This window comes from Silvania hatchlandensis (assembly GCF_025564065.1).
GTDB classification, from domain to species: domain Bacteria; phylum Pseudomonadota; class Gammaproteobacteria; order Enterobacterales; family Enterobacteriaceae; genus Enterobacter; species Enterobacter hatchlandensis.
This window is the reverse complement of sequence record NZ_JAMGZK010000033.1, coordinates 49,809-73,318: the sequence shown is the minus strand read 5'-3', so window position 1 is coordinate 73,318 and position 23,510 is coordinate 49,809. Positions and strand designations below refer to the sequence as shown.

Genomic DNA, 23,510 nt, shown 5'->3' with positions numbered 1-23,510 from the left:
ATGTAGGCCCGGTAAGCATAGCGCCACCGGGTTTTTTATTGGACAGCGATCGTGAACACACTCGAACAAACCATCGGTAATACCCCGCTCATCAAATTACAACGCATCGGGCCGGACAACGGCAGCGAAATCTGGGTCAAACTGGAAGGCAATAATCCGGCGGGATCGGTCAAAGACCGCGCCGCACTGTCGATGATTGTACAGGCAGAAAAACGCGGCGAAATCCAGCCCGGCGACGTGCTGATCGAAGCCACCAGCGGCAACACCGGTATCGCGCTGGCAATGATCGCCGCGCTGAAAGGCTATCGCATGAAGTTGCTGATGCCGGACAACATGAGCCAGGAGCGTCGCGCCGCGATGCTGGCCTACGGTGCAGAGTTAATTCTGGTGAGTAAAGAGCTGGGCATGGAAGGGGCCCGCGACCTGGGGCTGGAGATGGCCAACCGGGGTGAAGGCAAACTGCTGGATCAGTTTAACAACCCCGATAACCCGCTCGCCCATTACACCACCACCGGCCCGGAAATCTGGCAGCAGACCGCAGGAAGGATCACCCATTTTGTCTCCAGTATGGGGACGACCGGCACCATTACCGGGGTCTCCCGTTTTCTGCGCGAGCAGGATAAAGCGGTGAGCATCGTCGGCCTGCAACCGGAAGAGGGCAGCAGCATCCCGGGTATTCGCCGCTGGCCTGCGGAGTATATGCCGGGAATTTTCAATGCCTCATTGGTTGACCAGGTACTGGATATTCATCAGCGCGAGGCGGAAAATACCATGCGTGAGCTGGCGGTGCGGGAAGGTATCTTTTGCGGCGTCAGCTCCGGCGGTGCGGTAGCCGGTGCGCTGCGGCTTGCCGCGACATCACCGGGGGCTGTGATAGTGGCGATCGTTTGCGATCGCGGCGATCGCTATCTCTCTACCGGCGTGTTTGGTGAAGAGAGCTATGCGCAGGGCGCAGGGATTTAAACACGATGGACATGATCTTATTCCGGGACAAAACCCGGGCGCAGCAGACCGACATTGTGGCAGTGCAATCGCAGGTGGTCTACGGCAGCGTTGGCAACAGCATCGCGGTGCCTAATATTCGTCAGCATCATCTGAACGTGACGGCGGTACCGACGGTACTGTTCAGTAATACCCCGCACTATGACACCTTCTATGGCGGAGTGATCCCCGATGAGTGGTTCAGCGGCTACCTGAAGGCGCTTGAAGAGCGCGACGTTTTGCGCCAGCTGAAAGCAGTCACTACCGGGTACATGGGCAGCGCCAGCCAGATTGTAATCCTTGCCCAGTGGCTGAAGGCCATCAAGCAACGGCATCCGGAACTGCTGGTGCTGGTCGATCCGGTTATCGGTGATACCGACAGCGGCATCTACGTGAAGCCGGAAATCCCCGACGCCTATTGTCAGCACCTGCTGCCGCTGGCGCAGGGAATTACCCCGAATGTGTTTGAGCTGGAAGTGTTAAGCGGCCAGCCGTGTCGGGACATCGCCAGCGCCGTGGCGGCCGCGAAAGGGCTGCTTTCGCAGACGCTGCAATGGGTGGCCATCACCAGCGCGCCGGTTGAAGGCGACGCTGACAGCATCCATGTGGTGCTGGTGTCTCATGACAACGTGACGGTAAGCGCGCATCCGCGCATTAAGACCGACCTGAAAGGCACGGGCGATCTGTTCTGTTCCGAGCTGGCGAGCGCGCTGGTGCAGGGCGAAAACGTAGCGGCGGCGATAGCGCGCGCGGGGGATCGGGTAACGCAGGTGATGAAGTACACCCAGGAAAAGGGTTACGACGAGCTGGTGCTACCGGCCTGACAAACAAAAATGGCGCCCGAAGGCGCCATTTTTCTGTGCGGCAAGAATTACTTCTTGATGCGAATAACCGGGGTTTCACCCACAGTGACGCTGCCAGACAGTTTGATCAGCTCTTTGATTTCGTCCATGTTGGAGATAACAACCGGCGTCAGGGTAGACTTGGCTTTCTCTTCCAGCAGTGGCAGATCGAATTCAATGACCGGGTCGCCAACTTTCACACGCTGGCCTTCTTCAGCGATACGCTTGAAGCCTTCGCCTTTCAGCTCGACAGTGTCGATACCGAAGTGAACGAACAGCTCAATACCGCTATCGGATTCGATAGAGAATGCATGGTTGGTTTCAAAAATTTTACCAATTGTGCCGTCAACCGGTGCAACCATTTTGTTACCGGTTGGTTTGATAGCAATGCCATCACCAACGATTTTCTCAGCAAACACTACATCTGGCACGTCTTCAATGTTGACGATCTCGCCAGAAAGCGGAGCAATAATCTCAATAGTTCCGGAGTCTTTTTTATCATCAGAAACCAGAGATTTCAGTTTATCGAACAAACCCATGATCTTCTCCTAAGCAGTAATTTGGGCCGCATCTCGTGGATTAGCAGATTGTTTTTTCTTCAATGAACTTGTTAACCAGCGTCATTAACTCGTCCGTTGTCGGTTGAGCAAGAGCCTGCTCTGCTAACACCTTCGCATCTTCGAAGTTCGTGTTACGGATAATCTTCTTAATGCGCGGGATGGAAATGGCGCTCATAGAGAATTCGTCCAGACCCATACCCAGCAACAGAAGTGTAGCACGTTCATCGCCTGCAAGCTCACCACACATGCCTGTCCATTTGCCTTCAGCATGAGAAGCATCAATAACTTGCTTGATCAGCGTCAGTACCGATGGGGACATTGGCTGGTAGAGATGCGCAATCATATCATTACCACGGTCAACTGCCAGGGTGTACTGGGTTAAGTCGTTGGTACCAATACTAAAGAAATCGACTTCTTTGGCTAAATGACGGGCAATCGTTGCCGCGGCAGGGGTTTCCACCATTACGCCGACTTCGATAGTTTCGTCAAAGTCTTTACCTTCGTCACGCAGTTCCTGTTTGTAGATTTCGATCTCTTTCTTCAGTGCACGCACTTCTTCAACAGAGATGATCATCGGGAACATGATGCGCAGTTTACCGAAAGCGGAAGCACGCAGAATAGCGCGGACCTGGTCACGCAGGATCTCTTTACGATCCATGGCGATACGCACTGCACGCCAGCCCAGGAACGGGTTCTCTTCTTTCGGGAAGTTCATGTACGGCAGCTCTTTGTCGCCACCGATATCCATGGTACGCACGATAACTGCCTGGGAGCCGCAAGCCAGAGCAACGGCTTTATACGCCGCAAACTGTTCTTCTTCGGTTGGCAGGGCGTCACGATCCATGAACAGGAATTCGGTACGGTACAGGCCGACACCTTCTGCGCCGTTGCGCTCAGCGCCATCAACGTCACGAACGGTACCGATGTTGGCGCAGACTTCAACCTGATGGCCGTCCAGCGTAATCGCTGGCAGATCTTTCAGTTTGGCCAGTTCGGCTTTTTCAGAAGCAACCTGCTCCTGAACGGCACGCAGCTTGTCGATCTCTTCGTTGGTCGGATTGACGTAAACCAGATTGTTTACGGCATCCAGAATCAGATAGTCGTTGTTTTTAACCTGAGCGGTGACGCTACCGGTTCCCACGATGGCTGGCAGCTCCAGTGAACGCGCCATGATCGAGGTGTGGGAAGTACGGCCGCCCGCATCAGTGATGAAACCCAGCACCTTGTTCAGGTTCAGCTGTGCGGTTTCTGATGGGGTCAGGTCAGCAGCAACCAGGATAACTTCGTCCTGAATGGAGCTCAGGTCGATAATAGCCAGGCCGAGGATGTTGCGCAGCAGGCGCTTACCGATGTCACGTACGTCAGCCGCACGCTCTTTCAGGTATTCATCGTCCAGCTCTTCCAGAGCCGTAGCCTGACCTTCGATAATCTCATGTGCAGCCGCGTCGGCTGTCATGTTCTTATCTTTAATGAGGGCTATGATTTCCTGCTCCAGCTCCTCATCTTCGAGCAACATGATGTGGCCTTCGAAGATGGCTTCTTTTTCTTCACCGAAAGTTTCGCCGGCTTTAGTCTTGATTGTTTCCAACTGCGCAGATGCTTTTGCACGACCGCTCAGAAAACGTTCAACTTCCTGACTAACCTTATCGGCAGAAATCTTTTTCCGGTCGATGACGATCTCGTCTTCCTTCAGCAGAAGTGCTTTGCCGAAAGCGATACCCGGGGATGCTAAAATGCCTGAAATCATAACCCTACCTTACTTGTGACTGATATTAAAAAGAACCCGGATACTTACTCGAGCTCAGCCATCAGTTTAACCAGATGCTCAACTGCTTTCTGCTCGTCTTCGCCTTCCGCGGAGATAGTCACAACGGTACCCTGAGTCAGGCCCAGAGTCTGCAGTTTGAACAGGCTTTTCGCGCTTGCGCTTTTGCCGTTGGAAGTCACAGTGATCTCAGAAGTGAAGCCTTTCGCTTCTTTAACAAACTGAGCAGCAGGGCGGGTGTGCAGACCGTTCGGAGCGGTAATGGTAACTTCTTGCTGGAACATTGTATTTCCCCAACTTATTGGTTTAGTGTTGTGGAACTAAAGTCTAGCCTGGCGGTTGGACTTTAGCCTGTATTGTTAGCACCGGCTTAACGGTACATAGCGCAGCTTGTGTCAAACGCATTCCGATGCTGGCATGTCAGGCTGCTGACGTTTCGTTCGACATTAAACATTATGCCGCGAAAGCAATACTTGAACCAAATCATAAAATCGATTCAGCCATCGGATTTCGTGATCCGATTAATTTCGCGCATCAAAATAATTGTCAGCTTAAATACCAGAGCCTACGGGGTGAAGCAATGCCAGAAGAGGTAAAACTTTGAAGCAGGCCACAAAAAAGCACCCTGAAGGGTGCTTTTTTACGCGCTATTTACATTTTGGCACTACTGTTGCAATTCTTTCTCAGTGAAGAGATCTGCAAACAGAGCCGTGCTTAAATAACGCTCACCCGAGGACGGAAGGATAACCACAATATTCTTGTTGGTAAAGGTTTCATCTTCGAGCAACTGCAGTGCCGCAGCAACCGCCGCACCCGAAGAGATGCCCGCCAGAATACCTTCTTCTTCCATCAGACGGCGTGCAGTTGAGATCGCCTCATCGTTAGTGATAGCAACCACTTTATCAATCAGGTTCAGATCCAGGTTACCCGGAATAAAGCCTGCGCCGATACCCTGGATTTTATGCGGACCCGGTTTCAGCTCTTCACCTGCCAGCGCCTGTGCAATAACAGGGGAGTCGGTTGGCTCAACGGCAACGGTAATCAGATCTTTTTTGCCTTTTGTGCCTTTAATATAACGGCTGACGCCGGTCAGCGTACCGCCAGTGCCCACGCCTGAAATAAACACGTCAACCTGACCGTCGGTATCTTCCCAGATTTCCGGGCCGGTGGTTTTTTCGTGGATTTCCGGGTTAGCCGGGTTGCTGAACTGCTGCAGCAGAAGATATTTAGCCGGATCGCTGGCAACAATTTCTTCTGCCTTTTGGATCGCGCCTTTCATGCCTTTCGCGCCTTCGGTCAGTACCAGGTTTGCGCCCAGCGCTTTAAGCAGCTTACGGCGTTCGATGCTCATGGTTTCCGGCATGGTCAGCGTCAGCTTGTAGCCGCGCGCTGCAGCCACGTAGGCCAACGCAATGCCGGTGTTACCGCTGGTTGGTTCAACCAGCTCAACGCCCGGTTTCAGCACGCCGCGTTTTTCCGCATCCCAAATCATATTGGCACCGATACGGCATTTTACGCTGAAGCTTGGGTTACGAGATTCTACCTTCGCCAGAATGCGTCCATTACCGATACGGTTCAGTCGAACCAGGGGCGTGTGACCGATAGTCAGCGAGTTGTCTTCAAAAATCTTACTCATGGCCTGTCCTTAACTGTTTGAATTTGGGATACCGCATCAGCATACCTGCAAGGCGGCGATGGGGAAGTAAGGAATTCGCATATCTATATGCTGCAAAGAAATAATGGGGATCGGTATGGAATAAGGAGTGGCATAAGCCTGCCCGTCATCCTTCACGCCGCAGGCGCGTTGGCTGCGTTCGTTCACCCCGGTCACTTACTGATGTAAGCTCCCAGGGTTTACTCACTTGCCGCCTTCCTGCAACGCGAATTATTTAGGGCAAATGTGCTCTATTTCCATAACGCGTGTTTATCACGGTAGCAGTCGACCCACATCGCCGTCGCGCCGCAAACCGCAACCGGCATGATGAACAGATTCAGTACCGGGATCAGCGTAAACAGGCTGGTCAGGGCGCCAAACTGCATATTGGTCATCTTGCGGCTGCGCAGGGCGGTGCGCATCTCTTTAAACGGCACCTTGTGGTTATCAAACGGGTAATCGCAATACTGGATCGCCAGCATCCAGGCGCTGAACAGGAACCACACAACCGGCGCGACAGTTTGTCCGATGCCCGGAATAAAATAGAGCACCAGCAACACCAGCGCGCGCGGCAGATACCAGGCAAGCTTTTGCCATTCGCGCTTCATGATCCGCGGGACATCTTTCATGACCCCCAGCACGCCGGTATCCGGTGGGGTGGCGCCGGTCAGTCGCGCTTCGAGCTGTTCGGCCAGCAGGCCGTTAAACGGGGCCGCAATCCAGTTGGCAATTGTCGAAAAGAGATAGCCAAACACCAGCAGAACCGAGAGCACCACCAGCGGCCACAATACGTAGCTCAGCCACTGCAGCCAGTCAGGCACATGGCTCATGATGGCCGGGATCCAGCTGTCCAGTTGAGTGAAGAGCCACCAGAACGCACCACCCATCAGCAGAATGTTGATCAGCAGGGGCAGAATGACAAAGCGCCGGATGCCTGGCAGTGAAACCAGTTTCCAGCCCTGAGAAAAGTACCAGACGCCGCTGCGTGGGGGAGAAGAAGTTGATGAAACCATAACCAGGTGGAGCTCCTTTTATCACAACCAGTGAAATTGCCCGCCTATATTAGCCAGTTGTGGCACGTTGACCAGTTAAGAAATGTTCGAAAAAACAGCAAAAAGCACGATTTCGTCCATCTTTATGCTGCGAATGCTCTGCACGCACTTGCACTTGAGGTAATCGGCAAATACTCTTAGTGAGTAAATGTTTGCCGTGGTGGCAAGGTGTTAGAACAACAGAGAATATAATGATGCAGGATTTGCGTCTGATATTAATCATTGTTGGCGCGATCGCCATAATCGCTTTACTGGTACATGGTTTCTGGACCAGCCGTAAAGAGCGCTCTTCTATGTTTCGCGATCGCCCATTGAAGCGCATGAAGTCGACCCGTGAAGACGATAGCGATGACGATATCGATGAAACGGAAGATGACGGTGTGGGTGAAGTTCGCGTTCATCGCAACAATACGGCACCCGGTGCAGGCCATGGGGAGCATGAAGCGCCTCGTCAGTCTCCGCAGCATCAGTATCAGCCGCCGTACGCCTCCGCGCAGCCACGACCTGCGCAGCAGCAGCCTGTCGACGTGCCGGTACAGCCGCCGCAACCGCAGCAGCAAGAGCCTGTGCGCCAGCAGCCGGTGCAGCAACCCCAGTATGCCGCTCAGCCTGAACCTCAACCTCAGCCGGTCGTGCAGCAGGCACCGCAGCCTGTTGCGCCGCAACCCGCACCTGCGCCTGTCGTAGAGCCGGAGCCGGTAGTCGAAGCCGCCCCAGTGGTTGAGAAACCGCAGCGCAAAGAGACGGTGATCGTCATGAGCGTTGCCGCCCATCAGGGTACAGCCATTAATGGCGAAGTGCTGCTCAACAGTATCGAGCAGGCGGGCTTTAAATTTGGCGATATGAATATCTTCCATCGTCACCTGAGCCCGGACGGCAGCGGTCCTTCCCTGTTCAGTCTGGCCAATATGGTCAACCCGGGAACCTTCGATCCGGAGATGACCGGTGACTTTACCACGCCAGGTATTACGATCTTTATGCAGGTGCCGTCTTACGGTGATGAACTGCAAAACTTTAAGCTGATGCTGCAGTCTGCCCAGCACATCGCCGATGAAGTCGGCGGCATGGTGCTCGACGATCAGCGTCGTATGATGACGCCGCAGAAGTTGCGCGAATATCAGGACCGCATCCGCGAAGTTAAAGAAGCTAACGCATAACAGTCTGCGTTTGTTTCACTCCTCCTCAACCCCCGCCTGTCGGGGGTTTTTCTCATTGATGGTGCGCCATGGACTCAATCGAACAACAACTCACTGAACTGCGAACCACGCTTCGCCATCATGAATACCTTTATCATGTGATGGACGCGCCAGAAGTACCTGACGCGGAGTATGACCGTCTGATGGGTGAGCTGCGGGAGCTGGAAGCCCAGCATCCGGATTTAATCACCCCGGATTCGCCAACCCAGCGCGTCGGTGCCGCGCCGCTGGCCTCGTTCAGCCAGATCCGCCACGAAGTGCCGATGCTGTCGCTGGATAACGTCTTCGACGAAGAGAGCTTCCTCGCCTTTAACAAACGCGTGCAGGACCGGCTGAAAAGCAACGAGGCGCTGAGCTGGTGCTGCGAGCTGAAGCTGGACGGCCTGGCGGTCAGCATCCTGTATGAAAACGGGGTGATGATTCGCGCCGCGACGCGTGGCGACGGCACCACCGGGGAAGACATTACCGCCAATGTGCGCACCATCCGCGCGATCCCGCTTAAGCTGCGCGGCGAGAATATTCCCGCACGCCTGGAGGTGCGGGGCGAAGTGTTCCTGCCGCAGGCGGGCTTTGAAAAAATCAACGACGAGGCGCGCCGTACCGGGGGCAAAATTTTTGCTAATCCGCGTAATGCCGCCGCAGGATCGCTGCGCCAGCTTGACCCACGCATTACCGCGAAGCGACCCCTTACATTCTTCTGCTACGGCGTGGGGATCCTGGAGGGGGGCGAGTTACCGGACACCCATCTGGGCCGCCTGCTGCAGTTCAAAGCCTGGGGGCTGCCGGTGAGTAACCGGGTGCAGCTGTGCGACTCCCCGGAGGCGGTGCTGGCCTTTTACCGTCAGGTTGAAGCCGATCGTCCGACGCTCGGGTTTGATATCGACGGGGTGGTGATCAAAGTCAACGCCCTTGCCCTGCAGGCGCAACTGGGTTTTGTCGCCCGCGCACCCCGCTGGGCAGTGGCCTTTAAGTTCCCGGCCCAGGAGCAGATGACCTTTGTCCGCGACGTTGAGTTTCAGGTAGGGCGCACCGGGGCGATAACGCCGGTGGCGCGCCTCGAACCGGTTCAGGTTGCCGGGGTACTGGTCAGCAACGCCACGCTGCACAACGCCGATGAAATTGACCGTCTGGGGCTGCGCATTGGCGACAAAGTGGTGATTCGACGCGCCGGGGATGTGATCCCGCAGGTGGTCAACGTCGTGGAATCTGAACGCCCTGAGGATACGCGCGCCATTGAGTTCCCGGCCCACTGTCCGGTCTGTGGCTCGGACGTAGAGCGTGTTGAAGGTGAAGTCGTGACTCGCTGCACCGGCGGCCTGGTCTGCGGGGCTCAGCGTAAAGAGGCCCTTAAGCACTTTGTCTCCCGCCGGGCGCTGGACGTGGACGGTATGGGCGATAAAATCATCGACCAGCTGGTCGAGAAAGAGTATGTCCATACCCCTGCCGATCTGTTCCGCCTGACGCCAGGCAAGCTGACCGGTCTGGATCGAATGGGGCCAAAATCGGCGCAAAATGTGTTTAATGCGTTGGATAAAGCCAAAGAGACCACCTTTGCCCGCTTCCTGTACGCGCTGGGTATCCGCGAAGTGGGCGAGGCGACAGCCGCCAACCTGGCTGCGTATTTCGGGACACTCGATGCGCTCCAGAAAGCGTCCATTGAGGAGCTGCAAAAAGTTCCGGACGTGGGCATTGTGGTCGCCACGCATGTGTTTAACTTCTTCGCGGAAGAGAGCAATCGCGACGTTATCGGCCAGCTGCTCAACGAAGGCGTGCGTTGGCCTGCGCCGGTGGTGATCAATGCCGAAGAGCTCGACAGCCCGTTTGCCGGTAAAACGGTGGTGCTGACTGGCAGTCTGAGCCAGCTTTCCCGCGATGATGCCAAAGCGCGTCTGGTGGCGCAGGGGGCGAAGGTGGCGGGCAGCGTATCGAAGAAAACCGACCTGGTGATTGCCGGTGAGGCGGCGGGCTCAAAGCTCGCCAAAGCGCAGGAGCTGGGCATTGACGTGATTGATGAAGCAGAGATGCTGCGTCTGTTAGGAGAGTAACGTGGATAAAGCGCAGCTTATCGAGATCGCCAATACCGAGATGCCCTTCGGCAAGTACCAGGGCCGCAGGCTGATTGACGTGCCGGAAGAGTATTTACTGTGGTTTGCCCGTAAGGATGGATTTCCTGCCGGGCATCTTGGCGAGCTAATGGCGCTGACGTTACTGATCAAAACCGAGGGGCTGACCCAGCTGGTTCAGCCCCTGAAACGTCCTTAAGCTTTAGCGGCGGGGGCCTTCTCCTGCGCCTGCAGTTTCTCGGTCTGGCGCTGATAGCGGCGCGCCAGCACCGAGCAGATCATCAGCTGCAGCTGGTGGAAGATCATCAGCGGCAGCACCATCATCCCAATTACCGAGGTCGGAAACAGAATATTGGCCATCGGGATCCCGTTTGCCAGGCTCTTTTTCGAACCGCAGAAGACAATGGTAATTTCATCGGCTTTATTGAAGCCGAAGCTGCGGGCGGCGAACACATTAATCGCAATGATAATTGCCAGCAGCACCAGGCTCACCACCACGATAAACAGCAGCGATCCGACCCCGACTTTATTCCAGATGCCGTTGACTACTGCTTCGCTGAAGGCGGAATAGACCACCAACAGAATCGATGTCTGATCGGTTTTGGCAATCCACTTCTTGTGCTTCGCCACAAACGCCCCGGTCCACGGACGGGAGAGATGGCCGAGCACAAACGGCAGCAGCAGCTGGAGCATAATCTTCCCGACCTGATCCATATTGCCTTCAGCCCCGTGCATATTCATCACCAGCCCAACCAGCAGCGGCGAGACAAAAATGCCTAACAGACTGGAAGCCGAAGCGGAGCACACGGCCGCCGCCACGTTACCGCCCGCCATCGAGGTAAAGGCGATGGCCGACTGGACGGTGGCCGGCAAAATGCACAGATAGAGGAAGCCGGTATACAGCGCCGGGTCGACATTGACCGGTGCCCACCAGGCAAACAGCACGCCTAACACCGGGAAGACGACAAAGGTGCTGCACATCACCCACAGATGCAGCCGCCAGTGGCTGCCGCCTGCAACAATCGCCTCGCGGGAAAGCTTGGCCCCGTGCATAAAGAACAGCAGCGCAATGGCGGCGGTTGTCAGCCCTTCAAAAAATGGCACAAAGCCACCGCGGGCCGGGAACAGTGAAGCCAGTAAAACAACGCCAATAAGCGTGAGCGTAAACGGATCGAGGATGCGAAAAAGTTTCATAAATACTCCTGAATAGAGATGGCACTATTGTGCTTTCTTCCCTTTGAGAAATAAAATTGATTTATTGCATCAATATATGAGGAAAACAGATGAATTACTCCCTGCGTCAGCTGCGCGTTTTCGTCACCGTCGCGCAGGCAAAAAGTTTTAGCCGGGCAGGGGAGAAAATCGGCTTGAGCCAGTCGGCGGTGAGCCACAGCGTGAAGGAGCTGGAACTGCAGACCGGGGTTCGTTTACTCGACAGAACCACGCGCGAGGTGGTGCTGACCGAGGCAGGCCAGCAGCTGGCGGCGCGTCTGGAGCGCATACTGGACGAGCTGTCGACCACCCTGCGCGACGTGGGCCGGGTCGGGCAACAGCTGTCCGGGACGGTGCGGGTGGCGGCCAGCCAGACCATTTCGGCGCATCTTATTCCGCACTGTATTGCTCAAAGTAATTTTCAGTACCCGGAGATTAAATTTGTTCTGCACGATCGCCCGCAGCAGTGGGTGCTGGAGAGCATTCGCCAGGGGGAGGTGGATTTTGGCATTGTGATCGATCCCGGTGCGGCAACCGATTTGGAGTGTGAGACCGTGCTGTCGGAACCCTTCCTACTGCTGTGCCGCGATGATCATCCCTTTGCCGGACGGGATTCGGTGAGCTGGCACGAGCTTGAGGGTCAGCGGCTGGTGCTACAGGATTATGCTTCCGGCAGCCGACCGCTGATCGACGCCGCGCTGGCGGGCTTCTCGGTCGAGGCCAATATTGTGCAGGAGATTGGTCATCCGGCGACGCTGTTTCCGATGGTTGAGTCGGGCATTGGTATCAGCGTCCTGCCCGCGCTGGCGCTGCCGCTGCCGCAGGGCAATCATCTGCAGATCAAGCGACTGACTCCGGTGGTTGAGCGGCAGCTGATGCTGGTGCGCCGTAAGAATCGCTCGTTATCGACTGCGGCCCAGGCGCTGTGGGATGTGGTTCGTCTGCAGGCCAGCGAGCTGACCGCAGGTCGGGTGCGGGATCCGCTGTATCAGAAGTAGCAGACTAATCCATTCGAAACGCCTATCGATCGGCCCGGGAAAGTGTATTGGTAAAGGGTTAGCCACTCTCGCTATAAGAAAGAGGTACTCAACATTATTCCAATTATTCAGCTTAAAGGATTTCGCATGAGCCACTCTCTTTTTTCCCAGAATCCCTGGTATAGCGCCGACATCATCCGGGGTTACAAACCCGACTTTACGCCACGCGTGGCCTTTATTCTTGGCTCCGGTTTAGGCGCCCTGGCAGAACAAATTGAAGGCGCGGTGGCTATCTCCTACGAGAAGCTGCCGGGTTTCCCGGTCAGTACCGTTCATGGACATGCCGGGGAGCTGGTGCTCGGCCATCTGGCCGGGGTCCCGGTGGCGTGCATGAAGGGGCGCGGACATTTTTATGAAGGCCGCGGCATGAGCGTGATGACCGATGCGATTCGCACCCTGAAGCTGCTGGGCTGTGAGCTGCTGTTTAGCACCAATGCGGCGGGTTCGCTGCGCCCGGAAGTCGGGCCGGGCAGCCTGGTCGCGCTAAACGATCTTAAACCGGGCATAAAGAGGGGATGCAGGCGCAGCGTGGAAATCTGGCCCGCATACGCGACGCATCAGACGTAGATATCAATCTTATGCTCATCGGAAGGGGAGTTCACCCCTTCCACTTTGCCCTGCTGCTGTTCCTGCTTCTGCTGGGCTTCTTCTGCCTGACGGCGTTGCAGCTGCGCCAGCTGGGCCTGCAACATTTTGATCTGCGCCTGCAGTAACTCCTGCTGCTTTTTCTTGTCTTCGGTGGTGCCGCTACCGTTGGCAACATCTTTCAGCTGCTGGGTCAGTTTGGTAATTTGCGACGTCAGACGGGTGATCTGTGAGGAGATGTCGCTGCCAGTACTGCGACTGCTGCCGCTGCTCTGGGTTTGTACCGATGCGGTGGATGTTTGTATTGTGGTCATGGTGAAAATCTCTTGCCAAAAAAGAGATATCGGCAAGAAATTGAAGAGCTTGAGGAAGCCTACCAGTATTGAGGGGGGAAATCGTCTCTATCGCAGATAGCAAAAAAGCGCCTTTAGGGCGCTTTTTTACATTGGTGGGTCGTGCAGGATTCGAACCTGCGACCAATTGATTAAAAGTCAACTGCTCTACCAACTGAGCTAACGACCCGAATGGTGGGTGATGACGGGCTCGAACCGCCGACCCCCTCCGTGTAAAGGAGGTGCTCTACCAACTGAGCTAATCACCCATTTCGTTACTTCTTTGATAAGACATTGCGTTGAGAATGGTGGGCGATGACGGGCTCGAACCGCCGACCCCCTCCGTGTAAAGGAGATGCTCTACCAACTGAGCTAATCGCCCATTCTCAAATTCTTATCTACACTGCGGTATCTACGTGAAGTAGATGGTGGGTGATGACGGGCTCGAACCGCCGACCCCCTCCGTGTAAAGGAGGTGCTCTACCAACTGAGCTAATCACCCCCGCTGTGTGGAGTCGCATTATAGGGAGAGTTGAAAATGAGTCAACGCCTTTTCTCAAGTTTTTATTTGTTCGTCGTAAAATTAAACAAAACGATCGCGAAAGCGGCAATGGCGCATGATTTCTAAACAAAAACGGTCAGCAACAAGGATCTCACCGCAACAAGATTGAGGAATCAGACTGGAGTGATAGAATATTGCCCACTTTAGTTTCCAGGATATGCCGGTTGTCGGCATCTTTATCACTGTAAGGCCATTTCATGAAAATCAAAACTCGCTTCGCGCCAAGCCCAACCGGCTATCTGCACGTCGGCGGTGCGCGCACTGCTCTCTATTCATGGCTGTTTGCACGTAACCAGGGCGGTGAGTTTGTACTGCGTATTGAAGACACCGATCTCGAACGCTCAACGCCGGAAGCAATCGAAGCCATTATGGATGGCATGAACTGGCTGAATCTGGAGTGGGATGAAGGCCCGTATTTCCAGACTAAACGTTTTGATCGCTACAACGCGGTGATTGATGACATGCTGGTCGCGGGCACCGCCTATAAGTGCTACTGCTCGAAAGAGCGTCTGGATGCGCTGCGTGAAGAGCAGATGGCGAATAACGAAAAGCCGCGCTACGACGGTCGCTGCCGTCACGGTCATGAGCATCATGCGGATGACGAGCCGTGCGTAGTGCGTTTTGCTAACCCGCAGGAAGGGTCGGTGATTTTTGACGACCAGATCCGCGGCCCGATCGAATTCAGCAACCAGGAGCTGGACGATCTGATTATTCGCCGCACCGACGGTGCACCGACCTATAACTTCTGCGTCGTGGTGGACGACTGGGATATGGCAATCACCCACGTTGTGCGTGGCGAAGACCATATCAACAATACCCCACGTCAGATCAACATCCTGAAAGCGCTGAACGCACCTGTACCGGTGTATGCGCACGTCTCGATGATCAACGGTGACGACGGCAAAAAACTGTCCAAACGTCATGGCGCAGTCAGCGTGATGCAGTACCGCGATGATGGCTACCTGCCGGAAGCGCTGCTGAACTACCTGGTGCGTCTGGGCTGGTCCCATGGCGATCAGGAGATCTTCAGCCGCGAAGAGATGATCCAGCTCTTCTCGCTGGATGCAGTGGGTAAGTCTGCCAGTGCATTCAATACCGAAAAACTGCAGTGGCTGAACCATCACTACATCAACACCATGCAGCCGGAGTACGTGGCGACCTATCTGCAGTGGCACATTGAGCAGGCTAATATTGATACCCGTAATGGCCCGGAGCTGGCCGATCTGGTGAAACTGCTGGGTGAGCGCTGCAAAACACTGAAAGAGATGGCTGAGAGCTGCCGCTACTTCTATGAAGAGTACGAAGCGTTTGATGCCGACGCGGCGAAGAAGCACCTGCGCCCGGTTGCACGCCAGCCGCTGGAAGTGGTTCGCGATAAACTGTCTGCCATCACCGACTGGAGCGCTGAGAACGTACACCACGCCATTCAGGCGACGGCAGATGAGCTGGAAGTCGGAATGGGTAAAGTCGGCATGCCGCTGCGCGTTGCGGTGACCGGTGCCGGTCAGTCTCCAGGTCTGGACGTGACGGTACACGCGATTGGTAAAACCCGCAGTATTGCGCGCATTAACAGAGCGCTGGGTTTTATTGCTGAGCGCGAAAGCCAGCAGTAATCATGCAGTAAAAAACGGCAGGGTTTCCTGCCGTTTTGTTATTCCTCTGGCGCGTGGATATCAAGCCGAACGAGGAAACCTTTCAATCCTTCCCGCGCAAGCAATACATCAAGCCGCTGCTGTTCCGCAACGGTCATATTCTCCAGGGTATTGAAGATTTGTCGCAAGGGGCCGGCAGGCTTAGCGTTGCCATAGCTGGCCGCTGTTTCTGCCAACTGGTAAATTGCCTGACGTTTCCGAATGGCCGGAATGTTCATGATGTGCTCACGAACCTGGGCGTCAATATGGATCAGACGCGCCCGACCGCCTTTCACGCCATTAATACCTTCCGTCTTCCAGCCATTCTTGCGTACCCAGCGGTTGACTGTCTGTCTGGCGACACCGAGGGTATCGGCCAGCTCTTCGGTGGTCATTTTATTCGATAATTTTTTCATATTCGTTCTGCTCGCGAATCCCTAAGCGTTGCAACAATCCGGTAATCCCTTCCCGCAATAACAGTGAGGCAAGTTGCTTCTGTTCTTTTTGGGTCATTTCACTGGCCAGCGTCAGCAGCAGGGCCTGTAGCGAGTTATCGGCCGACAGGTCGGGCAGTGGCGGTGCATCCGGCGCCCTGCGCGCGTTGCGGATAAAATCCCGCACCTTTTCATTCACATGAACCAGACGGGCCTTACCACCCTGTACGCCGGGTTTTGGCGACGTGGACCACCCCTCTTTACGTACCCATTTATTGATGGTCTGTCGGCTATAGCCAGTGAGTCGGGCCAACTCTTCTGGCGTCATTCGTTCCTTGATCATGCGATTTCCTGATGAAGAGTAGGGTTAATTAGTGATTCATTTTATAACATCGTTTTACGCGAAGACGTGACACGTTTAACGTATGGCTGCGAGCATCCTCGCAATGTGATTTATTTGCATGAATTTTCAGCGGTTGAACGAGGGTGGGGTAATTTGCCGTTGACACTCTGCAATGGAATTCATATTATGCCGCCCGTCAACACGACACGCTTTACGCGATGGGGCTATAGCTCAGCTGGGAGAGCGCTTGCATGGCATGCAAGAGGTCAGCGGTTCGATCCCGCTTAGCTCCACCAAACTCTGAACCCAACAGAGTCTGGTGCGTAAACAAAACTGTGGGGCTATAGCTCAGCTGGGAGAGCGCTTGCATGGCATGCAAGAGGTCAGCGGTTCGATCCCGCTTAGCTCCACCAAAATTCAGACCCTCGCCAGTGGCGAGGGTTTTTTTATGCCTTTCATTTACCTTCTCTTCACAAAACTGCCCCAATTCTCTACAGAACATAAATCCATACAAACTAAGTGACCATTTGCCGATGGGATGTTTGATCCGCACATTTAAACAACTTACTATAATTGCGCTCACTAAATCGCCAGAAACAATAATTAATATCATTCAATGAAAAGCACGACGTCTGTTAATTTGCGAAGTTTTACGCTTGCCCTGATGTTATGTATGGTATTCGTACCGTTATCACGTCTTATTTCACCGCGTGCGGTTGTTGATGGCTTTAACGTTTATCTTGCATGGATGCCACTCAGCGTCATGCTGGCCATTATTTTCCTGTTTGGTCGCCAGGCTGTTATTCCTGTTGTTATCAGTTTTGCTGTAATTAACGAATGGAATTTTCAACTGCCACTCATTCAGGCAGCAATATTATTATTTTGCCAGCTCTTCAGTACATTTGCAGTCTGTGGCATCGTCAGATGGCAACTGGGACCGCGCTGGCGTTACAACATACCCAGTCGATTCATTGGTGGGCGCATATTCTGGTTGGGGTTGGTTATCCCGCTGGGCATGAAAACGTCCATGTATTTATCCGGGTATGTATGGCACTACCCTGTCGCGCTGGCGACCTTCTATGGGGAAGGGACGGCCATCTATAATATTGTGGATATTCAGAGCCTAATCTGTGCCGTACTGATCTTTACCATGATGTTCTATTACCCCTTAAGAATGATCCTCAATCCCCATTACGCCCGCGCGTTCTGGCGGCGTAATTTACGACCCTATTCGTCAACGCAGCATCCTGTTTTTACGCCAGCCATTATAATCAGTCTTATTGCGATCCTCCTTCTGCTGTGCCTCCCCTTCAGGGCGAATATTATTGCAGGCTATCTGGTGCCGGTTATTTTTATACTTTTTACCCTCGGTATCAGCAGGTTCCGCTATGGGACGATCTCGCTGGGCTGGGCGGTGAGCGCATGCCTGCTGCTGACCTATAGCAAAAATTTTCTGCATGGCGTGCAAAACGGCTACTCGCTGGCATTTGTACTGTCGGTGCTGATCTCCTTTTCGATTTGCCTGGTCTACATGGCGCGAATTTTCCAGCGTAGCGAATGGCTCCGGCAGGGGTGGAAGGAGAGGGCATTGACCGATCCGCTCACCGGGCTACCCAACCTGCGAGCGCTGGAGATTTTTCTGGCCGAGAATGCGGATGTCAGTCTGTGCTGCCTGCGAATGCATAATCTGGAGTTTCTCAGTCGTCACTATGGCCTGCTGATGCGCGTGCAGTGTAAGCGCGCCATCATCCATGAAACGCAGCCTCTGTTGATTCAGAATGAGCAGCTTTTTCAGATCCCTGGTAATGAACTGGCGCTGGTGCTGCGCGGTCCGGAAGCGGGGGCTCGGCTGCAGCACATTGTCGATTGTCTGAACAGCCGCAAAATCTACTGGAACAATACCGGGCTGGACATTGAGTTTGGTGCCGCCTGGGGTGGGGTGGCATACAGCCGCAGTGAGAGCCTGCACCATACGCTGGGCCAGCTCAGCTGGCTGGCTGAACAGGCCTGCTCGTTGCATCAGGTGCTGTCGCTGACTAACAGCCTGGCGACCGTTTCGGGGCAAACCACGGATCGCGTTCTGATGCTGGGGCGGGTGAAGCGGGCGCTGGATGAAGGCGGGCTGCGCTTATATGCTCAGCCGATCCAGAAAGCAGACGGAACCGGCTATCACGAAATCCTGTCCCGGCTGGAGAGCGACGGCGAAATTCTCACACCGGATAAGTTTCTGCCGCTGGTGGCGCAGTTTAACCTGAGCCGGCGGTTTGATATCAGCGTGGTCGAAGCGCTGCTGGCATGGTTACGCGCGTATCCTTCGAGCCAAACGTGCGCGCGCTTTTCGGTAAATCTGATGCCGCTGACGCTGATGCAAAAGGACGTCGCACCCGAAATCATTGCCCTGTTTGAACACTACGCTGTCGCGCCGCAGGCGGTGATCATCGAAGTGACAGAAGAGCAGGCCTTCTCAAATTCGGAAGTCAGTATTCTGAATATTCAGCAACTGCGCGACTACGGCTTTAAAATTGCCATTGATGATTTTGGTACTGGTTATGCCAACTTCGAGCGGCTGAAGCGCCTGCAGGCCGATATCGTGAAGATTGACGGCTGCTTCGTGAAAGATATCTGTCGCGACAGCATGGATGCGATGATCGTGCAGTCCATTTGCAATCTGGCAAAGGCCCGTTCGCTGTGCGTGGTGGCGGAGTATGTTGAGCTGCCGGAGCAGCGCGAGATCCTGCTGGCGTGTGGCGTCGATTATCTGCAAGGCTATCTGATTGGTAAACCGCAGCCGCTGGGCGATCTGCAGGCGTAAAAAAACCGGGGAGATCCCCGGTTTTTTTTAAAGCTGATTACAGTACCAGTGCGGCGATAGACGCAGACAGGACGCTGACCAGCGTAGAACCGTAAACCAGTTTCAGACCGAAGCGGGAAACCACGTTACCCTGCTCTTCGTTCAGGCCTTTAATCGCGCCCGCGATAATACCGATGGACGAGAAGTTAGCGAAGGAGACCAGGAACACGGAGAGAATACCTTCGGCGCGCGGGGAGAGCGTACCAGCGATTTTCTGCAGATCCATCATCGCAACGAATTCGTTAGAGACCAGTTTGGTCGCCATGATACTGCCCACCTGCAGCGCTTCGCTGGCTGGCACACCCATCACCCAGGCAACCGGGTAGAAGATATAGCCCAGGATGCCCTGGAAGGAGATACCCAGTACGGCAGCAAACAGGGCGTTCAGCGCAGAGATCAGGGCGATAAAGCCGATCAGCATGGCTGCCACGATCACCGCCACTTTGAAGCCTGCCAGAATGTACTCACCCAGCATTTCAAAGAAGCTCTGGCCTTCGTGCAGGTTAGCCATCTGCAGGTTCTCTTCACTCTCATCCACGCGGTACGGGTTGATCAGTGACAGAACGATAAAGGTGCTGAACATGTTCAGAACCAGCGCAGCAACCACGTATTTTGGCTCCAGCATCGTCATATACGCACCCACGATAGACATGGAAACGGTAGACATTGCGGTGGCCGCCATGGTGTACATGCGGTTGCGGGACATTTTGCCGAGGATATCTTTATACGCGATAAAGTTCTCAGACTGACCGAGGATCAGGGAACTGACGGCGTTGAAAGATTCCAGTTTGCCCATGCCGTTCACTTTCGACAGCACGGTACCGATGGCGCGGATCACAATCGGCAGAATACGGATGTGCTGCAGAATACCGATCAGTGCAGAGATGAAGACGATAGGGCACAGCACTTTCAGGAAGAAGAATGCCAGACCTTCATCGTTCATTTTACCGAATACGAAGTTGGTCCCTTCATTGGCGAACCCGAGCAGGCTTTCGAACATCTCGGAGAAGCCTTTCACGAAGCCCAGGCCCACGTTGGAGTTCAGGAAGAACCAGGCAAGTAACACTTCAATGACGAGTAACTGAACAACATAGCGAATGCGGATCTTTTTACGATCGCTGCTGACCAGCAGCGCAAGCGTAGCAACAACAACAAGTGCCAGGACAAAATGCAGGACGCGGTCCATATTTGCTCCAAATATGAGGCAGGTTTAATTTCCGTGCACATTCTATGAAACAAGAGTAAAGAAAACGAGATCAAAGCCACACTATAGTCACATCCTGTGACGAAACTCATAATTAGGGATAAAAGATACATTTTTGTTATGTTATGTAAATGAGTTCAAAGTTAAGTTTGTGTGCTACGCTTCACAAAAGACTGCACGCGTTTTAGCCTGTCGTGCATCCACACTTCCAGCCTGCTTATTGCTCTTCATTATCACAGTAATCGATTAAACCATCGCAAATGAACTTGATAATCATTCGCATTTTGATAGCATTAAACATAGCAAAGGCTATATTTCAGAGGCAGAGATGACCAACAGTCGCGTTGAGACTAGCACCGGCAGGGCGGCACGCAAGATGCGCTTTGCATTAATGGGACCGGCGTTTATTGCCGCCATTGGCTATATCGATCCGGGTAATTTTGCGACCAACATCCAGGCCGGGGCCAGCTTTGGCTACAAACTGCTGTGGGTGGTGGTGTGGGCAAACCTGATGGCGATGATGATCCAGGTGCTGTCGGCAAAGCTGGGCATTGCGACCGGCAAAAACCTCGCCGAGCACATCCGCGACCGCTATCCGCGACCGATGGTCTGGTTTTACTGGGTGCAGGCCGAAATTATCGCGATGGCGACCGATCTGGCGGAATTTATCGGTGCCGCAATCGGCTTTAAGCTCATTCTGGGCGTCTCGCTCCTGCAGGGGGCAATACTAACCGGTATCGCCACGTTCCTGATCCTGATGCTGCAACGTCGCGGGCAAAAACCGCTCGAAAAAGTGATCGGCGGTCTGCTGCTGTTCGTTGCAGCGGCCTACATCGTCGAGCTGGTCTTCTCCCGGCCCGACCTGGTGCAGTTAGGGAAGGGGATGGCGATCCCGAACCTGCCAACATCTGAAGCGGTATTCCTCGCCGCCGGGGTGCTGGGGGCGACGATTATGCCGCACGTAATCTATCTGCACTCCTCCCTGACCCAGAATCTGCACGAGGGCTCGCGTCATGAGCGCTACTCGGCGACAAAATGGGACGTGGCGATCGCGATGACCATTGCCGGGTTTGTGAACCTGGCGATGATGGCGACCGCTGCGGCGGCCTTCCACTTCAACGGTCATACTGGTATCGCCGATCTCGATCAGGCCTACCTGACGCTGGAACCCTTGCTGAGCCATGCGGCGGCGACCATTTTTGGCCTGAGTCTGGTGGCTGCAGGTCTCTCTTCGACCGTGGTCGGCACCCTGGCAGGGCAGGTGGTGATGCAGGGGTTTGTCCGGTTCCATATTCCGCTGTGGGTGCGTCGCTCTGTCACCATGATGCCGTCGTTTATCGTGATCCTGATGGGGCTCGATCCGACCCGTATTCTGGTGATGAGCCAGGTTCTGCTGAGCTTTGGCATCGCGCTGGCGCTGGTGCCGCTGCTGATTTTTACCAGCGACAAAACGCTGATGGGCGATCTGGTGAATACGGTAACGGTGAAACGGATTGGCTGGGCGATTGTGGTGCTGGTGGTGGCGCTGAACCTGTGGCTGTTAATCGGCACGGCGCTTGGGCTGTAAAAAAAGAGCCGTAAGGCTCTTTTTTTATTATCAGTGGCGATGACCATGTCCGCCGTGACCATGCCCATGACCGCGGCCTTTGCCCCGGCGGTCGTCACGGTCGTTCCAGCCTTCGCGGTATCCGCGCTCGTAGGCGTTACGTTTATCCCAGCCACGATGGTAGCCGTTATCATGTTTACGCCAACGGTGGTCGCGCCATTCGTAATTACGGTGCCAGTAACCGCGGTCGCGCCAGCCGCCGCCGTCCCAGTAATTGCCGGAGTTATCCCGATCGCCAATTTGTAATTTTACAGATGGCAGCAGGGTGATTTCGCCAGCAGTAGCGACCAGCGGGGCTGAAGCTATTAAGACAGCTGCCAGAATCAGGGACCTGAACATTGTTATTCTCCTTCACGATCGGAGCCGTAATCGGCTTGTTAACGCAATATTAATGGGCGGTAAAGCCCTGTTTAATCGCCTCAACTCCTAAATCTGAAGGCATAGCACTTTTTGCTAATAGTGCTGTTAATCTGTGCTGCGCAGGATCGCTTCTATTTCGCTCAGCTCAGCCGCGGAGAAGTGACGGTTCGCCAGCATGCCTACCGCATCGTCAATCTGCGCGATCTTGCTGGCACCGATCAGGACCGAGGTCACCGCGTCGTGTTGCAGCACCCAGGCCAGCGCCATCTGCGACAGCTTTTGCCCGCGGCGTTCCGCCAGGGCATTGAGCTGGCGGACTTTAGCCAGCGTCTCTTCGGTGAGCTGATCCGGATTGAGGAAGCGACTGCCGCTTGCGGCACGGGAATCGGCCGGAATACCGTTCAGGTAGCGGTCGGTTAACTGGCCGCCCGCCAGCGGTGAAAAGGCAATGCAACCCACGCCGTTCTGCTGTAGCACATCCAGCAGTCCCGCTTCGGGGGCGCGCTCAAACATTGAGAATTTTGGCTGATGGATGAGGCACGGCGTACCCAGGTCTTCGAGAATGGCGATAGCCTCCCGGGCCTGCTCTGCCGGATAGTTGGACAGGGCGACGTACAGCGCTTTCCCCTGACGCACAATATGGTCAAGCGCGCGCATCGTCTCACGCAGCGGCGTTTCCGGGTCCGGGCGATGGTGGTAGAAGATATCGACATACTCCAGCCCCATGCGCTTCAGGCTCTGGTCGAGGCTGGCGATCAGGTATTTACGTGAACCCCAGTCACCGTACGGCCCTTCCCACATGGTATAGCCCGCTTTGGACGAGATGATCAGCTCATCGCGCAGGCCATGAAAATCCTCCTGCAGGATCCGCCCAAAGTTACGCTCTGCCGATCCCGGCGGTGGGCCATAGTTGTTAGCCAGGTCGAAATGCGTAATCCCGCTATCGAAGGCGCGATGTAAAAGTTGACGGCTGTTTTCAATCAGCGTGGTATCGCCAAAGTTATGCCACAGTCCAAGGGAGATGGCCGGCAGCTTGAGGCCGCTTTGCCCACATCGTTGATACACCATTGACTGATAACGATTTTTGTCCGCCTGATAAACCATATCTATTGTTCCTCTTTCTGCGAAAAACACCAATGTATACGTTTACACCTTAACTGAGTCAGACAGATTACCTCGCCACAATTTGTAAAGCATTTGTTCCATGAGCTGAATATCGCCATTCCTGGACAGCTATCAC

General features: G+C 54.6%; 21 protein-coding genes, 6 tRNA genes and 1 pseudogene. 12 read left to right on the top strand and 16 right to left on the bottom strand.

From position 1 onward, the window contains the following. Positions 1–51 precede the first annotated feature (51 nt). Positions 52–963 (top strand): cysteine synthase CysM, encoded by a 912-nt coding sequence (gene cysM, locus M8014_RS01225; protein WP_271280752.1) that lies wholly within the window; start codon positions 52–54, stop codon positions 961–963. Between the two features lie 5 nt (positions 964–968). Then, a complete protein-coding gene (gene pdxK / locus M8014_RS01220; RefSeq protein ID WP_271280751.1) occupies positions 969–1,805 on the top strand; it encodes a pyridoxine/pyridoxal/pyridoxamine kinase in 837 nt (278 codons plus the stop codon). A gap of 47 nt (positions 1,806–1,852) precedes the next feature. Here the strand turns inward: pdxK and crr are convergent, their stop codons facing one another. The 5 genes from crr to cysZ all read right to left on the bottom strand — a co-directional run bounded on the left by crr (position 1,853) and on the right by cysZ (position 6,815). After that, the gene (gene crr / locus M8014_RS01215; RefSeq protein WP_196348315.1) at positions 1,853–2,362 is read right to left on the bottom strand and encodes a PTS glucose transporter subunit IIA; all 510 of its coding nucleotides are present in this window, start codon (positions 2,360–2,362) and stop codon (positions 1,853–1,855) included. A gap of 40 nt (positions 2,363–2,402) precedes the next feature. Continuing rightward, positions 2,403–4,130 (bottom strand): phosphoenolpyruvate-protein phosphotransferase PtsI, encoded by a 1,728-nt coding sequence (ptsI, locus tag M8014_RS01210; RefSeq protein ID WP_271280750.1) that lies wholly within the window; start codon positions 4,128–4,130, stop codon positions 2,403–2,405. A 44-nt stretch (positions 4,131–4,174) separates the two neighbouring features. Then, entirely contained in the window at positions 4,175–4,432 is a 258-nt protein-coding gene (gene ptsH, locus M8014_RS01205) for a phosphocarrier protein Hpr (RefSeq protein WP_000487600.1), read from the bottom strand. A gap of 380 nt (positions 4,433–4,812) precedes the next feature. Further along, the gene (gene cysK / locus M8014_RS01200) at positions 4,813–5,784 is read right to left on the bottom strand and encodes a cysteine synthase A (RefSeq protein WP_271280749.1); all 972 of its coding nucleotides are present in this window, start codon (positions 5,782–5,784) and stop codon (positions 4,813–4,815) included. 269 nt (positions 5,785–6,053) lie between these two features. Next, a complete protein-coding gene (cysZ, locus tag M8014_RS01195) occupies positions 6,054–6,815 on the bottom strand; it encodes a sulfate transporter CysZ (protein ID WP_271280748.1) in 762 nt (253 codons plus the stop codon). A gap of 230 nt (positions 6,816–7,045) precedes the next feature. On the opposite strand from cysZ, the gene zipA reads away from it, so the two are divergent. The 3 genes from zipA (at position 7,046) to M8014_RS01180 (ending at position 10,312) form a co-directional block, all read left to right on the top strand. Further along, positions 7,046–8,011, top strand: a complete 966-nt coding sequence (gene zipA / locus M8014_RS01190; protein ID WP_271280747.1) for a cell division protein ZipA — start codon at positions 7,046–7,048, stop codon at positions 8,009–8,011. A gap of 68 nt (positions 8,012–8,079) precedes the next feature. Continuing rightward, positions 8,080–10,095 carry an NAD-dependent DNA ligase LigA gene (gene ligA, locus M8014_RS01185; protein WP_271280746.1) on the top strand — a complete coding sequence of 672 codons (2,016 nt, stop codon included), beginning with the start codon at positions 8,080–8,082 and terminating at the stop codon, positions 10,093–10,095. 1 nt (position 10,096) lies between these two features. Beyond that, positions 10,097–10,312 (top strand): putative quorum-sensing-regulated virulence factor, encoded by a 216-nt coding sequence (locus tag M8014_RS01180; RefSeq protein ID WP_271280745.1) that lies wholly within the window; start codon positions 10,097–10,099, stop codon positions 10,310–10,312. Here the strand turns inward: M8014_RS01180 and M8014_RS01175 are convergent. After that, positions 10,309–11,307: a bile acid:sodium symporter family protein gene (locus M8014_RS01175; protein WP_271280744.1), complete on the bottom strand. Its 999-nt coding sequence runs from the start codon at positions 11,305–11,307 to the stop codon at positions 10,309–10,311. The two genes, M8014_RS01180 and M8014_RS01175, sit on opposite strands and share 4 nt — an antisense overlap. A gap of 89 nt (positions 11,308–11,396) precedes the next feature. Between M8014_RS01175 and M8014_RS01170 the strand changes: the two genes are divergently transcribed. Beyond that, positions 11,397–12,323 carry a LysR family transcriptional regulator gene (locus M8014_RS01170; protein ID WP_271280743.1) on the top strand — a complete coding sequence of 309 codons (927 nt, stop codon included), beginning with the start codon at positions 11,397–11,399 and terminating at the stop codon, positions 12,321–12,323. Positions 12,324–12,449: 126 nt separating this feature from the next. Beyond that, positions 12,450–12,854 (top strand): annotated as a pseudogene (locus M8014_RS01165) (phosphorylase family protein); the annotation flags it as partial. Positions 12,855–12,919: 65 nt separating this feature from the next. On the opposite strand, the gene M8014_RS01160 reads toward M8014_RS01165, so the two are convergent. From M8014_RS01160 to M8014_RS01140, 5 genes are all read right to left on the bottom strand, one after another. Further along, positions 12,920–13,261 carry a FlxA-like family protein gene (locus tag M8014_RS01160; protein WP_271280742.1) on the bottom strand — a complete coding sequence of 114 codons (342 nt, stop codon included), beginning with the start codon at positions 13,259–13,261 and terminating at the stop codon, positions 12,920–12,922. A 132-nt stretch (positions 13,262–13,393) separates the two neighbouring features. Then, positions 13,394–13,469: transfer RNA gene (locus M8014_RS01155), tRNA-Lys, on the bottom strand. A gap of 3 nt (positions 13,470–13,472) precedes the next feature. Next, positions 13,473–13,548, bottom strand: a tRNA-Val gene (locus tag M8014_RS01150). A gap of 37 nt (positions 13,549–13,585) precedes the next feature. Then, positions 13,586–13,661: transfer RNA gene (locus M8014_RS01145), tRNA-Val, on the bottom strand. A 44-nt stretch (positions 13,662–13,705) separates the two neighbouring features. After that, positions 13,706–13,781 (bottom strand) — tRNA-Val (locus M8014_RS01140). A gap of 257 nt (positions 13,782–14,038) precedes the next feature. On the opposite strand from M8014_RS01140, the gene gltX reads away from it, so the two are divergent. After that, complete coding sequence (gltX, locus tag M8014_RS01135) at positions 14,039–15,454, top strand: glutamate--tRNA ligase (protein WP_271280741.1); 1,416 nt, start codon at positions 14,039–14,041, stop codon at positions 15,452–15,454. Between the two features lie 38 nt (positions 15,455–15,492). Here gltX and M8014_RS01130 read toward each other — a convergent pair whose 3' ends face one another. Next, positions 15,493–15,888: a YfeC-like transcriptional regulator gene (locus M8014_RS01130; RefSeq protein WP_271280740.1), complete on the bottom strand. Its 396-nt coding sequence runs from the start codon at positions 15,886–15,888 to the stop codon at positions 15,493–15,495. Then, on the bottom strand, positions 15,869–16,249 hold the full coding sequence (locus tag M8014_RS01125) for a YfeC-like transcriptional regulator (RefSeq protein WP_271280739.1): 381 nt from the start codon (positions 16,247–16,249) through the stop codon (positions 15,869–15,871). Before M8014_RS01125 ends, M8014_RS01130 begins: the two co-directional genes overlap by 20 nt. A gap of 220 nt (positions 16,250–16,469) precedes the next feature. On the opposite strand from M8014_RS01125, the gene M8014_RS01120 reads away from it, so the two are divergent. From M8014_RS01120 to M8014_RS01110, 3 genes are all read left to right on the top strand, one after another. Further along, positions 16,470–16,545: transfer RNA gene (locus M8014_RS01120), tRNA-Ala, on the top strand. 41 nt (positions 16,546–16,586) lie between these two features. Then, positions 16,587–16,662 (top strand) — tRNA-Ala (locus tag M8014_RS01115). A 203-nt stretch (positions 16,663–16,865) separates the two neighbouring features. Further along, entirely contained in the window at positions 16,866–19,061 is a 2,196-nt protein-coding gene (locus M8014_RS01110; RefSeq protein ID WP_271280738.1) for an EAL domain-containing protein, read from the top strand. 37 nt (positions 19,062–19,098) lie between these two features. On the opposite strand, the gene M8014_RS01105 is transcribed toward M8014_RS01110, so the two are convergent. Continuing rightward, positions 19,099–20,286: a NupC/NupG family nucleoside CNT transporter gene (locus M8014_RS01105; RefSeq protein ID WP_271280737.1), complete on the bottom strand. Its 1,188-nt coding sequence runs from the start codon at positions 20,284–20,286 to the stop codon at positions 19,099–19,101. A gap of 346 nt (positions 20,287–20,632) precedes the next feature. Between M8014_RS01105 and M8014_RS01100 the strand changes: the two genes are divergently transcribed. After that, a complete protein-coding gene (locus M8014_RS01100; protein ID WP_271280736.1) occupies positions 20,633–21,871 on the top strand; it encodes an Nramp family divalent metal transporter in 1,239 nt (412 codons plus the stop codon). Between the two features lie 30 nt (positions 21,872–21,901). Here M8014_RS01100 and M8014_RS01095 read toward each other — a convergent pair whose 3' ends face one another. Together M8014_RS01095 and M8014_RS01090 are read right to left on the bottom strand one after the other, a co-directional pair. Then, positions 21,902–22,249 (bottom strand): DUF2502 domain-containing protein, encoded by a 348-nt coding sequence (locus tag M8014_RS01095; protein WP_271280735.1) that lies wholly within the window; start codon positions 22,247–22,249, stop codon positions 21,902–21,904. A 126-nt stretch (positions 22,250–22,375) separates the two neighbouring features. Then, the gene (locus tag M8014_RS01090; RefSeq protein WP_271280734.1) at positions 22,376–23,374 is read right to left on the bottom strand and encodes an aldo/keto reductase; all 999 of its coding nucleotides are present in this window, start codon (positions 23,372–23,374) and stop codon (positions 22,376–22,378) included. Between the last annotated feature and the right edge of the window lie 136 nt (positions 23,375–23,510).

Coding starts and splice junctions, on each gene's coding strand:
- M8014_RS01100 (WP_271280736.1), top strand. CDS start 20,633: ATGACCAACAGTCGCGTTGAGACTAGCACCGGCAGGGCGGCACGCAAG.
- M8014_RS01090 (WP_271280734.1), bottom strand. CDS start 23,374: ATGGTTTATCAGGCGGACAAAAATCGTTATCAGTCAATGGTGTATCAA.
- gltX (WP_271280741.1), top strand. CDS start 14,039: ATGAAAATCAAAACTCGCTTCGCGCCAAGCCCAACCGGCTATCTGCAC.
- M8014_RS01175 (WP_271280744.1), bottom strand. CDS start 11,307: ATGAAACTTTTTCGCATCCTCGATCCGTTTACGCTCACGCTTATTGGC.
- ptsI (WP_271280750.1), bottom strand. CDS start 4,130: ATGATTTCAGGCATTTTAGCATCCCCGGGTATCGCTTTCGGCAAAGCA.
- M8014_RS01130 (WP_271280740.1), bottom strand. CDS start 15,888: ATGAAAAAATTATCGAATAAAATGACCACCGAAGAGCTGGCCGATACC.
- ptsH (WP_000487600.1), bottom strand. CDS start 4,432: ATGTTCCAGCAAGAAGTTACCATTACCGCTCCGAACGGTCTGCACACC.
- pdxK (WP_271280751.1), top strand. CDS start 969: ATGGACATGATCTTATTCCGGGACAAAACCCGGGCGCAGCAGACCGAC.
- M8014_RS01125 (WP_271280739.1), bottom strand. CDS start 16,249: ATGATCAAGGAACGAATGACGCCAGAAGAGTTGGCCCGACTCACTGGC.
- M8014_RS01160 (WP_271280742.1), bottom strand. CDS start 13,261: ATGACCACAATACAAACATCCACCGCATCGGTACAAACCCAGAGCAGC.
- M8014_RS01170 (WP_271280743.1), top strand. CDS start 11,397: ATGAATTACTCCCTGCGTCAGCTGCGCGTTTTCGTCACCGTCGCGCAG.
- ligA (WP_271280746.1), top strand. CDS start 8,080: ATGGACTCAATCGAACAACAACTCACTGAACTGCGAACCACGCTTCGC.
- cysZ (WP_271280748.1), bottom strand. CDS start 6,815: ATGGTTTCATCAACTTCTTCTCCCCCACGCAGCGGCGTCTGGTACTTT.
- crr (WP_196348315.1), bottom strand. CDS start 2,362: ATGGGTTTGTTCGATAAACTGAAATCTCTGGTTTCTGATGATAAAAAA.
- cysK (WP_271280749.1), bottom strand. CDS start 5,784: ATGAGTAAGATTTTTGAAGACAACTCGCTGACTATCGGTCACACGCCC.
- zipA (WP_271280747.1), top strand. CDS start 7,046: ATGATGCAGGATTTGCGTCTGATATTAATCATTGTTGGCGCGATCGCC.
- M8014_RS01095 (WP_271280735.1), bottom strand. CDS start 22,249: ATGTTCAGGTCCCTGATTCTGGCAGCTGTCTTAATAGCTTCAGCCCCG.
- M8014_RS01105 (WP_271280737.1), bottom strand. CDS start 20,286: ATGGACCGCGTCCTGCATTTTGTCCTGGCACTTGTTGTTGTTGCTACG.
- M8014_RS01110 (WP_271280738.1), top strand. CDS start 16,866: ATGAAAAGCACGACGTCTGTTAATTTGCGAAGTTTTACGCTTGCCCTG.